The organism is Planktothrix agardhii, from assembly GCF_904830935.1.
Classification (GTDB): Bacteria; Cyanobacteriota; Cyanobacteriia; order Cyanobacteriales; family Microcoleaceae; genus Planktothrix; species Planktothrix agardhii.
In genome coordinates this window covers 1,212,625-1,227,772 of sequence record NZ_LR882952.1, presented here as the reverse complement: position 1 = coordinate 1,227,772, position 15,148 = coordinate 1,212,625, and the positions used below count along the sequence as shown (strand labels likewise).

The window sequence follows — 15,148 nt, the reverse complement described above, 5'->3', positions numbered from 1 at the left end:
TGCTTGTGTGAACCGAAAACTTTGTTGACACTCTCACCGTTTAACACTGGTGAATTTTAAATATCCCCTTTTATAATTAACCTTTCTACAATTAAGTCCCTATTAACAGTCCTAGCCGTGTCCTTAGAAAAATTATTCCAAATTAGCACCTCGGCGCCGCCGCCAATTCATTGCACCAACCCCGCCTGTCCCCAACCGCGTAACTCCTTGGGACATCAAATTTGTCAGACTTGCCAAACTCCCCTAACCTATAGATATTTATGGGCTACTGGTTCGGGGGCGGGACAAATTCAACCCTGTCAGTTAGTGGGAAATCGCTATTATGTCACCTTCCCCCAAGTTTGGTTAGATACTAAACCCGGTGCCCCACCGATTTTGCCCGATATTCTCTCCGAGTCGATATTATCCTATTTATATCTTTCCCCCCATCATTTGCATATTCCTGGGGTGTTTGGGGTTTATCCATTGGGTATTTCTCCAGAAGCGACGGAAACCCTACTATTGGATAATATTCCCGTCGATAGTCGGGGTCAACTATTCCCGACCTTGGTGGAAGTCTGGCCCAAAACCTCCGCCGTGCGTCAGGTCTATTGGTTATGGCAAATACTACAACTGTGGACACCTTTAACCGAACAGGGGGCGGCCTATAGTTTATTTGTCAAGGAGAACCTGCGGGTAGACGGTTGGCGGGTGCGGTTGCGAGAACTGCATCAGGGCGCATTACAACCTACCCAACGAGATTTAGCCGAATCTTGGGTTGCTTTAATAGAAACAGCCCATCCGACTATACAGTATCGTTTACAGACCATTCATCAATTGATGCGTCGTCAGGAGGACTCCTTAAAGGAAGTGGCGAGTCAACTGAATCAATTATTAATGGAACAGGCGGCCCAACTCCCCTTACATTTAGCGGTAACGGGATTAACGGATGTGGGGGTCAGACGTTCGGAGAACGAGGATAGTTATTATCCGGGTCTGCACGATGTCCGAAATTTTCATCTTTATCCAAATGATAAATTAATTCCCCATTTAAGTATTGTTTGTGATGGGGTGGGGGGTCATGATGGCGGTGAGGTGGCGAGTCAATTGGCGGTACAGTCTTTAAAGCCTTTGATTTATAGTTTTATGGCGGAAATTTCCCAGCAGGAGGAGTTAGCCCCACCGGAATTAATTATGGAACAACTGCAAGAAATTACCCGAGTTGTTAATAATGTTATTGCTGCCCAAAATAATGAACAACGGCGAGAATTTAGACAACGGATGGGAACAACTTTAGTCATGGCTTTACAGTTACCTCAAAAGGTAAAAACTCCCGAAGGTATTGAGTTAACCAATTGCCATGAATTATATTTGGTGAATGTGGGCGATAGTCGCGCCTATTGGATTACTCAAAATTCCTGCCAACAATTAACCGTCGATGATGATGTGGCAAATCGGGAGGTTTGTCATGGTCGGAGTTTATATTGGGATGCTGTTCAAAGGTCGGGTTCGGGAGCTTTAACCCAAGCATTAGGAACCCGAGAAGCGGAGTTTTTACGGCCAACTGTACAACGATTTATTATTGAAGAAGATGGATTATTATTATTATGTTCCGACGGATTAAGTGATAATCAACGGGTGGAACAATGTTGGCAAAATTTTTCTGCTTCGGTGTTAAATGGAGAACAATCTTTAGAGTCGGCGGTGCAGGGATGGATTGACATTGCTAATGATAAGAATGGTCATGATAATATCTCGGTTGTGATGATTTATTGTGGGGTATCTCCGCAAAAATTAGTATTAGTAGAAACTACACCTCTAGCCACAAAAACTGAATCTTTGGAGTCTGAACCAACGGAAGCCTCTAAGGTTTTATTATATGATGAATCGATTCCTGAGCAAGAGGTTCAGCCCCCCTCTAAGTCAATGTCTAAGTGGAAAGAGGTATTTTTTATTTTGAGTTTATTTGCGATATTTATTGCTGGGGGTTTTGCAATATGGTGGCAAGTTCGTCAAACTCAAATCAAATCTATTCCTTCGGGTCAACCAACTCAGACGCGCTGATGGGGTTCAATTTCCGACAACCTATAGCTGTTTGAAATAGAAGGGGAAATTTTGGGTATAAACAGTTTATCTATTAGGGATTGAAATACCCTATTACCTATTACCTATTACCTATTACCTATTACCTGTTCCGGTGTTCCCTTCTTAAGCAATATTCGGCGGAATTTTACGGGATTTTGACTGACGCCGTTGTTGATAGTCCTGTAAATAAACCTGAATTAACTCTTGGATTTCACTGCGTTTAATTTCCGTAGCAGACTGAAAATTATTAGGCGTTTCAAAAAAGCATAAACTATCCGGCATTTCTAAAACAACCATTTGAAATAAAATATGAGTCACGGGTAAAGGAATCGCTACAACCTGAGAATCCGAATCAGGATTAGTATAACTTAAAGCATCTTCTACGGTAGAAAAAGCATAAATTACTCTCTTTTTTATCTGCGGTTGATCTACATTAATAAACGGTTGAATCACCCAACTTTGGTCTAAAGTTTGTAAAATATAATATTCGGGATGTTCTAATTGTTCTGCTAATAATTTTAAGGCCGGAGCGATCGCTTCCACAATTTGAGGAGTTGTTCCATCTTGAGGCGCATGATCAATTAAAGACTGAATTTGTAGGTCTAAATTCATTATGTTTAAAAAAATAAAGATCAAGAATATTAATAGACTGTTAACTAATGACTGGTACGGGCGGGTTCATCAAGATGCGCCGTGATTAAGAAAGATCTAAAAGAACCCGCCCCTACAACTGTTAACTGCTAACTGCTGACTGCTGACTGCTAACTGTTAACTGATGACTGATAACTGATTAAAACGATCCGGAAATCCAAGCCAACTCACAGAATCATTGTGTTAGGGTCATTGTAGTAATTAGACATCATGGGGGAAATCTGCCAAACCGAAACCATTTTCCAAAGGCTATTGAGAGAACTGAGTCAATCCACCCGTGCATCTGAACAAAATTGTCGGGATGTAGCCGAACGAATTAACGAAGAAGCCGCCCGCATTTGTACAGAAAGCAAACGGATTCAAGATTCCGGGGACGTAGAAACCTGGGCCATGACACTAGCACAACATCGTTTACAGCAATGTACTCAATATTATCAGCTAGGGTCAAAACAAGGGTCTTTAGAATTACATAGTACCTTGAGCGCGATTGTATATCGATATATTACTCCTCCTCAAGTCCAATCCAGTTATCAAGCTCGATTGGAATTAATCAGGGATTTTTTACAAGCCTTTTATTTAGAAACCCTCAATGCCTTTCGCAAAGAAGCAAAGTTAGCGGCAACTTACCGTCCTCGAACCTTGTTAGAACTAGCGGAATATATGGCATTTACGGAACGCTACGGTAAACGGCGAATTCCTTTAGCCCGAGGTCGGAGTCAACAATTGATTATTTTAAGAGCGCAAACCTTCTCTCAACAACAGCCTAAAGAAAGTTTTGTCGATTTAGAATTAGCCGCCCAGGGCGGAGGGAGTGAATCAGATACTAACAATCATGATTCCTTCCTCGGACAAGTTCGGGCTGCTATGGTCATCGAGTCCAACGAATCAGAGTCCGACTCTTTGCGTCAAACCGTCGTAGAGGAACTAATTGCTTATTTAGAAGAAAACAAACAACCCGATTGTGCCGACTATTTTGCCTTGCGGTTACAGGATTTACCGACCCGTGAAATAGAGGAAATTCTCGGATTAACACCTCGTCAGCGTGATTATTTGCAGCAACGATTTAAGTACCATCTACTGCGATTTGCTTTAGGACACCGTTGGGAATTAGTTCACCAATGGTTAGAAGCAGATTTAGAACGGGATTTAGGGTTATTACCCCATCAATGGCAAGAATTCCTAAATCAAATCGGGGCGAATGAACAGCGTTTATTAAGTTTAAAACAGGAGGGATTATCCGAGGTAGAAATTGCTAAGGTTTTAAATTGTAAAACCACTCAAATTCAAAAACGTTGGTTTAAGTTGTTAGAATTGGCTTGGGAAATCAGGAATCATTCGGTATCCGGAGCAGGGGCATCTAGTGATGAATAACGAAACAAACCAAGACGAGCAAGCGTTTGAACGCCGATTCTTTGACGGGTTGTTACAAAAAGACTTGTATGGGCGGGATACTCCCGTCCCTACCTCTGATTCGGCTGAGGAGGAATTAAACCCCCATACACAGCTTGATCAGAGTTGTGAGGTGGAAAACCTAGAGTGGGATGAATTAGATCCCCTCGATTTTGAGGAGCAGCTTTTCCGCCCGGAAAGTCAATATTCAGCTATAGGAGAGATAGAAATTGTGAAAAACCGATTTGAGACCGTTTTAAGAGAAAAACTTAAAGCCAGAATTGAGATGAACCCACCCCTGTTTCCGTGGGAACCGATCGGCACTGACTTGCTGAATGAGTATCCTGACGTATTTAGAGAAGAACAGGTTCCCGCTACTCATTTATGGATGGCTCATCGACAACAATTGAGATGGTCGATGCCCCTACCCGATCAGGTTTTTGCTCAGTTATTGGCTCCATTGTTTACTCTACTACAATCTGGCCTACGAGAAGGAGCAAAATTAGTTCAGGCGGTGGAAACTTTATTTCCCAACGAGTCCCAACCCTTGAATGAATTAGCAGGTTTAGTGATTCGAGGTTCTTTACGGGGATCTTTAGATTTAAGGGAGTCCCAACCCTGTTATGAAACAGCGACTCCTGAACAACAAATGGTGTTATTATTATTAGCTGCTCAAGAACTTCTGAATACTTTAACCCTCAATTGTCGTTTGAATCAATCGACGGTTCATCAGGAATGGTTAACAACTTTAGGGCTATTTACCGTTGATGTTGACTATGTTGAAACTGAGTCTGGTACAAGTTTGAAAATCCGGGGTGAATTTCCCGATGGCGGACGCTTACAACTATTAGGAAATGACAGATCAGTAACCGCAAAACGCAATTCCCCCGGATGTTTAACCCTGGAATTGACTAACCCTGAACCGAACCAGATTTATCGACTTCATGTTTTATTAGATAGTGAGGAGCAAAATCCCCTCTGTTTTGCAATCATAGGGAATAGGGAATAGGGAATTACGAATTACGAATTACGAATGGGGAACAACAACAACAGATTGAAGTTTAGGTCAGATTAAGTTAGAGTAGGGTGGAGCATTTAACCCCCCTAATCTTCAAATCGAAACGATGACAAATTCAATCCCTTTGATTAGTCAATTATGGCGACGGATTGAAGCCATACCAAAGCCAATTCCTGAAGATTCCCTTTGGCTGCGGATATTGGTGCAGTTATTAGTGATTGCCGGGATTATTGCCACGGACGTCGCTATTGAAGAACCCCTGAATTTATGGGCAATTCCGGTTAGCATTGTCGGAGCAACTTGGAGTTGGTTTCGTCGTTACCATCGCAATGTGCCTGTTAAATTTTGTATTGCTATTGGGATGTTAATTGCCCTGGCTGCATTTTTTGGGCGACTGTTTGGCGAAATGAATGATACGCGGTTAGCCTTAGCGAGATTATTAATAGAATTACAGGTTTTACACAGTTTTGATTTACCCCGGCGTAAGGATTTAGGCTATTCGATGGTGATTGGATTAATTTTAATGGGAGTAGCGGGAACTCTCAGTCAAACCTTGGCTTTTGGGCCTGTGGTGTTAGTATTTTTGGCTTTAGCTTTACCAACATTAATTTTAGATTATCGCTCTCGTTTAGGGCTGGGGGAGATTCAATTTAACTCTAAAAAAACACCCCAGCAACCCGGAAGTGGAATAAATTTTAAATCTTTAGGAATTATTTTTTTAGTAGTTGTTGCTTTGGGATTAACTATTTTTACCGTTCTTCCTCGGTTTCCTAGCTATCAGTTAAGAACTTTTCCGGTCAGTTCTCCAATTGATATGCCCCCCGGACAATTTAATGGACAACGCATTCTCAATCCGGGTTATGTGTCTTCGGGAAATAATAATAATAATAATTCGGGTGCAGGTGGCACCGGATTAAATCAGGAAACGGGGGCAGGAACTCTTAATGATACCTTCTATTATGGATTCAATACCAAAATTAATCAGAATTTACGCGGCAATTTAAAGCCACAAGAAGTATTAAGGGTGCGATCGCAAGCCCGGGGATTTTGGCGGGTTGTAGCTTTTGATCGTTATACTGGAGAGGGATGGGAAATTTCTCGAAATAATAGAGCGATCACTTTAAGACGTCCCCGTTGGTCATATCAATTCAATCTATTTCCGCCAATCACTAATGCCAAGACTCAAGAAGTGATTCAAAGTTATACCGTACTTCAACAGCTTCCTAGTTTAATTCCGGCGATGAATAAACCGAATGAACTCTATTTCCCGACGGAGGAAATTGCGATTGATCCCGATGGCAATTTGCGATCGCCTTTAGAATTACGAGAGGGCATGACCTATACAGTGGTTTCTCAAGTTCCCCTGCGCGACAGGGTACAATTACAAGCCGCTTCTAAAAACTATCCTCCAAATATCAAAAAATACTATTTACAAGTTCCAGATCAAATTAAAGAGCAAGTCAGGAAAAAGACGGAAGAAATTCTAGCCAGTGTGCATCAAGTCGCCCAAAACAAAAAACCCTTAGATTCCAATTATGAAAAAGCCTTATATTTAGCCCAGTATCTCAAACAAAACCCTAACTATAAATTACAGGAAGAACCGCCGTTTTTAAGGGAAAATGAAGATCTAGTAGAAGCGTTTCTTTTTGGTTATCAAGATAGTCCCCCCGGAGAAAAAATTACCGGGGGCTACCCCGATCATTTTTCCACGGTTTTAACCATGATGTTACGTTCAATTGGGATTCCGGCGCGTCTGGTAGCGGGGTTTAACCCAGGAGAATTTAATCCGTTTACGGGATTATATGTGGTTAAAAATACCGATGCTTTTGCGATGACGGAGGTATATTTCCCCGAATATGGTTGGTTTGGTTTTAACCCTATTCCTGGGATGGATTTAATTCCGCCTTCGGTGGAAGAAGATCAAACCTTTAGTGCCTTAAAAGCCTTTTGGAATTGGGTGGCTGGTTGGCTACCTTCTCCATTGGCGAATGGATTACAAGCGATTTTAGGCCGTTTAATTTTAGGAATATTCCAAGTAATTAGCTGGTTTTTTAATCTGTTTACTCAAGGATGGTTAGGAATTTTTAGCGGATTAATTATCACAACAGTTATGGCATTTTTCGGCTGGTTAAGTTGGGATATTTGGCGAGGTTGGCGCTATCGTCGCTGGTTAGCTAAATTACCCCCAGAAGAAAGTCTATATCAACAACTTTTACAGGTTTTAGCTAGTAAAGGATATCCCAAATCTCCCACCCAAACCCCTTTAGAATATGTGTCTTGGTTAGATCAATATCATTCAATTTCAGAATTTGAAGTGATTGATGAAATCTCTCAGGCCTATATGGGTTGGCGCTATGGCGGAAAGTCGGTTAACCTCAAACAAATGCGACAATTATTAATTAATTTAAAATCCTCCCATTGGAAACGCTTAAAACAGCGAAAATGGATTTAATACACAAAAATGTTTTTTTGTCAAGCTCGACTCTGAGGTTCTCAACCTAGCCCTGAAAAGATTTGTACAATAGATCGGAAACCAACCAGAGTTGTAACACTAGGATTACACGAAGGATCAAGGTTTTTAATCACTATTTTTTTAATAAGCTAAACTTGCCCAGATTATCTTTTTTGTATTATAGCACCAAACCCCAGAATTTCGTCAATAGTTGCGAATGGAATTCAATAACCTCTTGACAAAATTAGCCAAAAAAAATGATTTAATTTTAAAATTTAAAACTATAACCAGTTAAAGATAACTTAAACTTATGCCTAGCTATTTTGTAGAGATGGACTGCTGAATTTTAATTTTCACCTCCGCAACTGTTAACAAATTTTAAGAAAATTTACATAAAATCGGAAAAGGTTGACAACAGCATAAACTTAACTGTGATTTGAAATGACTTGCAAATCTGGGGTTTTTGGCTAGGGGAGCAGCCAGTTTTTCCATTGAACTATGGGACTCCAGTAGAAGTTCGTAAGATGGTAAAATACAGTCTGGTACTAAGCCTGAAAATATCAAATTCTTGTAAATGCTGTTTATGTCAGTTGGGAGAAAAGCGTTGATGAAACGATTAAGTCGCCTGTTGGCTTTGTTAGTTTTGATAGTCGGTTGCTTCGCATGGACTGAAGATCAAAATGTTTTAGCTGCAAACCTCAATGTGATGCAGTATGGGATTGTTGCTCCGCTCTTAGCAACGGAAGCCCCTCGGAAAAATCGGGTTGACGAGAAAATGGCCACCGTTCGCAATAAATTGGACTTAAATAATAGCGATCTGCGAGATTTTCGTCAATATAAAGGAATGTTTCCGAAATTAGGGTCAGTGATCATTAAGAATGCTCCCTATAATTCCGTAGAAGATGTATTGAAAATTTCTGGTTTGACAGAAAAACAAAAAGAAATTCTGCAACAGAATTTAGGTAACTTTACCGTAACGCCTCCAGAATCTGTATTTATCGAAGGCGACCAACGGTTAAATGTTGGAGCTTACGACTAAGCCATTCTGTGGGGATCAGTGTCAGAATATTGAGATTATGTTGACGGACTTAAAAAAAGTTAACATAATCTTTAAAGTCAGTTTACTCTGCTTCAATTCGTCACGGAAAGTGTCCAGATCTGTGACTTCTAATCAACCTATCCTGGCACTGACCCATGACCCTAATTAATCTTTCCCTCCCGTCCGAGTTTCCTTTAACCTTTGATGTATTGGTAGTGGGAACCGGGGCAGCCGGATTATATACCGCCCTTTGTTTACCCAAACATTTGAGTGTTGGCGTAGTCAGTAAAGATGTTTTACCCCTGTCCGCTAGTGATTGGGCCCAAGGAGGCATCGCAGCAGCGATTTCAACCGATGACTCTCCCAGTCTGCATTTAGAAGATACCTTAAAAGCTGGGGCGGGTTTATGTGAACGGTCGGCGGTGGAGTTTCTGGTTAATCACGCCCCCGAATGTATTCACCGTTTAGTCGAATTAGGAGTGGCTTTTGACCGTCATCAAAGCCAGTTAGCTTTGACATTAGAAGCTGCCCACTCCCGTCACCGCGTCCTACACGCCGCCGATACAACCGGACGTGCAGTGATCACAACCTTAACAGAACGAGTTTTAGAAAGACCGAATATTAAAATTATTTCCCCTGCCTTTGCCCTGGATTTATGGATGGATGCCTCGGGTCAACGGTGTCAGGGAGTTAGCTTAATTCATAATAGCCATATTTATTGGGTGAAAGCCAAGGCCGTTGTCTTAGCAACGGGGGGAGGAGGTCAAGTCTTTGCTCACACCACCAACCCCGGTGTGAGTACGGGGGACGGGGTGGCGATGGCTTGGAGAGCGGGAGCATTACTCCGAGATTTAGAGTTTTTCCAATTTCACCCCACGGCCCTAACCCAACCCGGGGCTCCTCGATTTTTAATTAGTGAGGCGGTACGGGGGGAAGGAGCCCACCTGATTGATTCCCAGGGTCACAGATTTGTTTTTGATTATGACGAGCGGGGAGAATTAGCCCCCAGAGATATTGTGAGTCGGGCGATTTTTAGCCATTTACAAAAATTACGGCAAATCCTAGGAGCCAATAGTGAACGGGTTTGGTTAGATTTACGGTCAATTCCAACTGAGAAAATCCAGCATCGGTTTCCGAATATTATTCAGGTCTGTCAACAATGGGGGGTTGATATTCTCCATGAACCCATTCCTGTCACTCCCGCCGCCCATTATTGGATGGGGGGTATTGTTACCAATACTCAAAGTCAAACCTCTATCCCTGGACTTTATGCCGTAGGTGAAACTGCGAGTACGGGAGTTCACGGGGCGAACCGTTTAGCGAGTAATTCTTTGCTAGAATGTTTAGTATTCGGTGCTCAAATGGCATTAATTGAAAATCTCAATTTTGCTGAAACTGAATCTGGCCCGGGGGGGTCTGCTCCCGTATCCAAATCGGTATCACCAGCCTCCCATTGGGAAGAACAATATGCTACGATTAAAACAATTAGATCTAATTTGCCCGATGTTCTCTGGCGTAGTGCCGGGATCTGTCGCCAGTCCGATCATTTGCAGGAGGGATTAATCCAGGTGAAAGCATGGTCTGAAGAATTTTTAGCCTTACCCATCAGCCAATTTTTATCGACTCTACATCCAAATTCTTTGGCTGAACTGGAAACACAAGAAATCGCCCACAGCGACCTAAAACAGTGGGGGGAAACCCATAACTTACTGAGTATTGGGGAGTTGATTTTGAAGAGTGCAGCGTTCCGTCTCGAAAGTCGTGGAGGTCATTATCGGCAGGAATACCCGCAATCAGACCCAAGCTGGAAAGTACATACCTTAATTCAAGCAAACCAAATCTGGAAATCTTCGCCTGTCTTAGATTAGGTTCGAGAACCTGAACCGTCTCCTGCTGGGGGTTTTCCCGTATCGGGAGGAACATATTCACAGATTGACTGCGACGAGGTGTCCAGATGTTTATACAACTGAGCAAAATTGACCTGGGCAGCTGCCTCTAACTTTACCCATAAGGTGAAAACTAGGGCAACACTTAGGGGCAAACAGCTCGCCCATGCGATTGTTTTTTGTAATGTCAAGCTAGAAACCATAATCGTTTTACCCCCTAATTAAACATCATATTCTTCAACCAGGGCAGCCAACGATAAGAAAACTGCCTTTGTAGTTCAAGTATATCAATTATATTCCGTAATTACACTGAGTTCTCGGGAAAAATTCTTGACAATTCCCCCGATTCTCCCGAAGGCTTGCAGTCTATGAGTAATAATTGTTATGTTTTCTAAATTCACTGAATGATCAAACTCAGCCATTAACCGACTTTCTCGTTCTTCATTAATTTTAGTAGCTTCTATTTCAAAATAACCTTGTTGATCAATAATCTCTAAAATGCTATATCGTTGAAATAAGGTTTCCCAAGCAATATCATTTTTCCCAGGTTTTTTGTTGTTCATGTATTTTAAAGTTTGGGAACATAATTTAAAACTAAAACCTCATTAATTTTACCTCGTTTAAGAGCATTAGAATTAATACTGCGGGTTGCAGAAACAGTTTCTATTGTATATTTATGATCTTTATACAAATCTAAAATAAAATCTGTTGCTGAATTGCTTAACATCACATTACATCCTTTTTCGGTTAATTCATCAACCACTTGTTTTAAACGTCTTTGTTCATTTTGATTAAAGCCATTAATATCATATCCGGTAAAAGAAGCGGTATTAGAAACGGGATCATAAGGAGGATCAAAATAGACAAAATCGCCTTTTTTCGCATCTTTAACAGCTTCAGCAAAATCACGATTTAAAAAAGTTACTGATTTTTGGTTTAAATAATCATTAACTCCTCTTAATACAGCTTCGTCTAATATATTGGGATTTTTATAACTACCAAAGGGAACATTAAACTGTCCTTTAGAATTAACTCTAAATAATCCATTGTAACAAGTTTTGTTTAAATAAATAATTCTAGCAGCTTTTTGAATATCAGAAAATTTATTATACTGTTTTAAACGATCTCTTTCACGAAGATAATCAAAGTATTCTTTGGAATTTTTCGCTTTGTGAACTTTTAAAACCTCAATGAGTTCTTCAACATTATCTTTAATCACTCGATAACAATTAATTAATTCCCTGTTACTATCATTAACAATTGCTTGTTTCGGCTGCAACTCAAATAAAAGTGCGCCTCCCCCCAAAAAGGGTTCAAAATATGTAGTTTTACCAATATTTTTAGGAAGATATCTGAGAATTTCAGGTAATAATTGCCGTTTCCCTCCTGCCCATTTTAAAAATGGTTTAACCAGAGGATTTTTTTTTGCATTCACAGGTCAGTAATTCCTCAAAATTTTATTAACGTATTTCATTTTAACTTGAATTGAAATTTTAGTCAATATTTTGATTTAAAATAAAAATATGGATGTATTCTATAAAATAGATAGGGTAATTAAAGTCTATAGTTTAGAAGCCAATCAAAGAACATTCATAATTATTTTAGAGGATTTTGGGGCATCTTCCTTAACTCAATTTATAGGGAATTTAGGTTATATCTTCCCAGTTTACTATTGGTTTATAAACGAATAATTTCTTGATCAAACACTTGGTCATTAGTATCAATTGCCTGAATTATCATCCGATCTGCATAAACCTCAATCGCAGTAAATCCAAGGGTTGAGGCGGCTTTTGCTGTCCACTCCGAACTTCCTACAGGACGTATATTTGCCCCGCCATTACCATTAACTAAATAGGTTGTACCATGAATGGGTTGGGTACGTTCATAATTATGTTCATGACCATTCATATAGAGTTGAACCCCATATTTTTTAAATAAAGGAGTTAAGCGATTAATCAATATTTTGTTCACACCATATAACCCAGAAGAATACATGGGAAAATGACTATAAACAATTTTCCAAGGAGTTTTATTCCGTTGAAGTTGGTCTTCTAACCAAGGTATTTGTTTGTCCCAATCGGCATTATCATTCGCATCTAAAACAAAAAATTGTACAGGATCATATTTGAATGTATAGTAACGACCCTGCATATTAAATAAAGGATAAGTCACCTGTCGATTACCATTTTCTGTTCTGATATCATGGTTTCCTAAACAGGCATAAAATTTAACGCTTTGTTCTAGTAAAGATTGATAGGGTTTTTCAAATACATCCTTGATTTTTTCAATTTCACCATTAGTATAAATATTATCTCCGAGTAAAGTGACTACTTTAAAAGGATGATTTTGATGATAGCGAACCATAGCATTTGCGACTTCATATTGTTCTGTTTCTCCCGTTCCTACATCTCCAATAGTGACAAAACGAAATAGGGGTTTATCTTCAGGCATAGATGCGATGGCGTAGTCGCCGCCTTGCGGCATTGCACCGTCTCCCTGGGAAATTTGTTGTTTAGGAATCTCAGGAAGGCTCAGGATTTTTCGAGTAGCTCCTAATCCGATAAAACCAGCAGTGCTCAAGCTCGCTAACAATAGAAATTGACGTCTTTTTAGGGACATAGTTAAGAGTGAATTAACGCATTATAGACACAATTTTAGTATAGAGCAATCCGCTTTAATAAAATAGGATTGACTAATTCTGGGGCTTCATCTTGGGGACAATGACCGACTCCTTCTAATCTAATAAACTGTTTAACCGTTGAATATTGTTTGAATTGTTCAGCAATTTCTATCGGTTCCCAAGGATCATCGGTTCCCCATAATATTATGGCTGGACAAGGTAATTTTGGCAATAAATCCTCCGGTAATGGCCCATGAGAATAGCGCGTAAAGGCGGCAAAAACCTCAACTGCTCCTTGATCTTGGGCGGGTTTTAATAACATTTCTACCAATTCATCTGTAACAGCTTCATCTCGTTTGTAGGCTTGTAATAATACTTTTCTAACGGTTTTTGGGGTGGCTAAAAGGTTAAAAAATAATTGATTAAACCAGGAATATTTTAATAACTGTTGAACAAAACTAGAGCCATAATTTCGATACCAAGGAAGTTCGGATCTTTTGCGATCGTGTAATAATCTTAAAGAACAGTTTAATAACGCAACTTCTTGAACAATATCAGGATTATCAATAGCCGCCTGCATTACTGCAATACAACCAATGGAATTTCCCGCTAAAAAAACTTTATCCTGAACAATTTCTCGACAAAAATCAGCAATTTGTTCTCCCCAAGTTTCAAAAGTATAACCTATTTCTTGACTGGGTTTCGGTTTCGCTGACCCCCCAAATCCAATTAAATCTATAGCAAAGACTCGACAATGTTTTGCTAATTCAGGGATATTTTTTCGCCAATGACCCCAAGATGCCCCAAACCCATGAATTAAAACCACCGCCGGGCCATGATCACCCTCTCGGACATAACAAATCGGGTATCCTTTCCAAATCCAAGTTTGCGGTACAGATGAAGTAGTTAACATGGGTAATGGGTAATGGGTCATGGGTAATGGGGATTTATTTTTTAACTGTTATGATTATAGCAATAAATCATTCTATCTTTTGACAAAAATGTTTCCTCTTGTGTCAAAATTAAGAGGTGTTAATTCCCGAATTAAAATGACTGCTACTATAGACTTTCTGGGTTCGGAAATTGTCCCGGAATATGAAACCGCTAAAGTTGTGATTTTACCGATTCCCTATGAAGCCACAACTAGCTATCGAAAAGGCTGCGAGAACGGCCCGAATGCTTTACTGGAGGCTTCCCATCAGTTAGAATGTTATGATGAAGAACTAGACCGAGAAATCTGTTTTGATGCGGGAATTTTTACCCATGCTCCGATTGCAGATACTCGCCATGGAAAGACAGTTTCAGACGCAGAAATGTTGCGGGTGACCCAAGAAACGCTCCAGTCTTTAGTTGAACAGAAAAAATTTGTGATTTCCATTGGGGGAGAACACAGTATTACCGAAGGAGTGGTACAGGGATATCGTCAAGTATATCAAGAATCCTTTACCGTGGTTCAAATTGATGCCCATGGGGATTTAAGACATGAATATCAGGATACAATTCATAGTCATGCCTGTGTTATGCGTCGAATTGTGAATATGGGATTACCGACAGTTCAAGTGGGAATTAGAGCCATTTGTCAAGAGGAAGCTGATTTAATTAAAGAGAAAAATTTAACGGTTTTTCGGGCTAGAGAAATGGCTTTTAATCTGGATTGGATTGAACAAGCGATCGCCAGTATTCCCACAGAAAAAGTCTTTTTAACCATTGATGTTGATGGCATTGATCCGAGTTTAATTCCTGGGGTGGGAACTCCCGAACCGGGGGGATTAAATTGGTATTCTACCCTAAGATTTTTACGCCGTTTATTTCAATCTAAAGATGTAATTGGGTGTGATGTCATGGAATTAGCTCCCGTGGTTGGTTCAGTGGTTTCTGAATTTACCGTTGCTAAATTAACCTATAAATTAATTGGCTATCAAACTGTAGCAAAGAAATGGATTAAGGATTAAAAATTAGGGATCAACTGTTGAGGGTTGAGGGGAGCCGCATCGGGTGAACTTCAGCCCCGAACCTCGCTTTTTTTCCT

12 protein-coding genes are annotated in these 15,148 nt (G+C 40.2%); 7 read left to right on the top strand and 5 right to left on the bottom strand.

The window, feature by feature from the left end:
* The first annotated feature begins 117 nt into the window (after window positions 1–117).
* Window positions 118–2,043: a PP2C family protein-serine/threonine phosphatase gene (locus NMG88_RS05735; RefSeq protein WP_235751152.1), complete on the top strand. Its 1,926-nt coding sequence runs from the start codon at window positions 118–120 to the stop codon at window positions 2,041–2,043.
* A 144-nt stretch (window positions 2,044–2,187) separates the two neighbouring features.
* Here the strand turns inward: NMG88_RS05735 and NMG88_RS05730 are convergent, their stop codons facing one another.
* Entirely contained in the window at window positions 2,188–2,676 is a 489-nt protein-coding gene (locus NMG88_RS05730) for a hypothetical protein (RefSeq protein ID WP_141295370.1), read from the bottom strand.
* 249 nt (window positions 2,677–2,925) lie between these two features.
* Between NMG88_RS05730 and hetZ the strand changes: the two genes are divergently transcribed.
* The 5 genes from hetZ to nadB all read left to right on the top strand — a co-directional run bounded on the left by hetZ (window position 2,926) and on the right by nadB (window position 10,481).
* Window positions 2,926–4,086 (top strand): heterocyst differentiation protein HetZ, encoded by a 1,161-nt coding sequence (gene hetZ, locus NMG88_RS05725; RefSeq protein WP_042152587.1) that lies wholly within the window; start codon window positions 2,926–2,928, stop codon window positions 4,084–4,086.
* Window positions 4,079–5,113, top strand: coding sequence for a hypothetical protein (locus tag NMG88_RS05720; RefSeq protein ID WP_026786353.1), 1,035 nt, complete (start codon window positions 4,079–4,081; stop codon window positions 5,111–5,113). Before hetZ ends, NMG88_RS05720 begins: the two co-directional genes overlap by 8 nt.
* A gap of 115 nt (window positions 5,114–5,228) precedes the next feature.
* The gene (locus tag NMG88_RS05715) at window positions 5,229–7,574 is read left to right on the top strand and encodes a transglutaminase TgpA family protein (protein ID WP_227350238.1); all 2,346 of its coding nucleotides are present in this window, start codon (window positions 5,229–5,231) and stop codon (window positions 7,572–7,574) included.
* 583 nt (window positions 7,575–8,157) lie between these two features.
* On the top strand, window positions 8,158–8,613 hold the full coding sequence (psbU, locus tag NMG88_RS05710) for a photosystem II complex extrinsic protein PsbU (protein WP_375295640.1): 456 nt from the start codon (window positions 8,158–8,160) through the stop codon (window positions 8,611–8,613).
* 155 nt (window positions 8,614–8,768) lie between these two features.
* Entirely contained in the window at window positions 8,769–10,481 is a 1,713-nt protein-coding gene (gene nadB / locus NMG88_RS05705) for an L-aspartate oxidase (protein WP_254035200.1), read from the top strand.
* Between the two features lie 305 nt (window positions 10,482–10,786).
* On the opposite strand, the gene NMG88_RS05700 is transcribed toward nadB, so the two are convergent.
* From NMG88_RS05700 to NMG88_RS05685, 4 genes are all read right to left on the bottom strand, one after another.
* On the bottom strand, window positions 10,787–11,062 hold the full coding sequence (locus tag NMG88_RS05700; RefSeq protein ID WP_227366141.1) for a type II restriction enzyme: 276 nt from the start codon (window positions 11,060–11,062) through the stop codon (window positions 10,787–10,789).
* A 5-nt stretch (window positions 11,063–11,067) separates the two neighbouring features.
* Entirely contained in the window at window positions 11,068–11,934 is an 867-nt protein-coding gene (locus NMG88_RS05695; protein ID WP_227350236.1) for a DNA adenine methylase, read from the bottom strand.
* Between the two features lie 242 nt (window positions 11,935–12,176).
* Window positions 12,177–13,118 carry a metallophosphoesterase family protein gene (locus NMG88_RS05690; protein WP_227366142.1) on the bottom strand — a complete coding sequence of 314 codons (942 nt, stop codon included), beginning with the start codon at window positions 13,116–13,118 and terminating at the stop codon, window positions 12,177–12,179.
* Window positions 13,119–13,153: 35 nt separating this feature from the next.
* Window positions 13,154–14,032: an alpha/beta fold hydrolase gene (locus tag NMG88_RS05685; RefSeq protein WP_235754140.1), complete on the bottom strand. Its 879-nt coding sequence runs from the start codon at window positions 14,030–14,032 to the stop codon at window positions 13,154–13,156.
* A gap of 136 nt (window positions 14,033–14,168) precedes the next feature.
* On the opposite strand from NMG88_RS05685, the gene speB reads away from it, so the two are divergent.
* Window positions 14,169–15,071, top strand: coding sequence for an agmatinase (gene speB, locus NMG88_RS05680; RefSeq protein WP_042157159.1), 903 nt, complete (start codon window positions 14,169–14,171; stop codon window positions 15,069–15,071).
* Window positions 15,072–15,148 lie beyond the last annotated feature (77 nt).

Coding starts and splice junctions, on each gene's coding strand:
- NMG88_RS05730 (WP_141295370.1), bottom strand. CDS start 2,676: ATGAATTTAGACCTACAAATTCAGTCTTTAATTGATCATGCGCCTCAA.
- hetZ (WP_042152587.1), top strand. CDS start 2,926: ATGGGGGAAATCTGCCAAACCGAAACCATTTTCCAAAGGCTATTGAGA.
- NMG88_RS05720 (WP_026786353.1), top strand. CDS start 4,079: ATGAATAACGAAACAAACCAAGACGAGCAAGCGTTTGAACGCCGATTC.
- NMG88_RS05715 (WP_227350238.1), top strand. CDS start 5,229: ATGACAAATTCAATCCCTTTGATTAGTCAATTATGGCGACGGATTGAA.
- psbU (WP_375295640.1), top strand. CDS start 8,158: ATGTCAGTTGGGAGAAAAGCGTTGATGAAACGATTAAGTCGCCTGTTG.
- nadB (WP_254035200.1), top strand. CDS start 8,769: ATGACCCTAATTAATCTTTCCCTCCCGTCCGAGTTTCCTTTAACCTTT.
- NMG88_RS05700 (WP_227366141.1), bottom strand. CDS start 11,062: ATGAACAACAAAAAACCTGGGAAAAATGATATTGCTTGGGAAACCTTA.
- NMG88_RS05690 (WP_227366142.1), bottom strand. CDS start 13,118: ATGTCCCTAAAAAGACGTCAATTTCTATTGTTAGCGAGCTTGAGCACT.
- NMG88_RS05685 (WP_235754140.1), bottom strand. CDS start 14,032: ATGTTAACTACTTCATCTGTACCGCAAACTTGGATTTGGAAAGGATAC.
- speB (WP_042157159.1), top strand. CDS start 14,169: ATGACTGCTACTATAGACTTTCTGGGTTCGGAAATTGTCCCGGAATAT.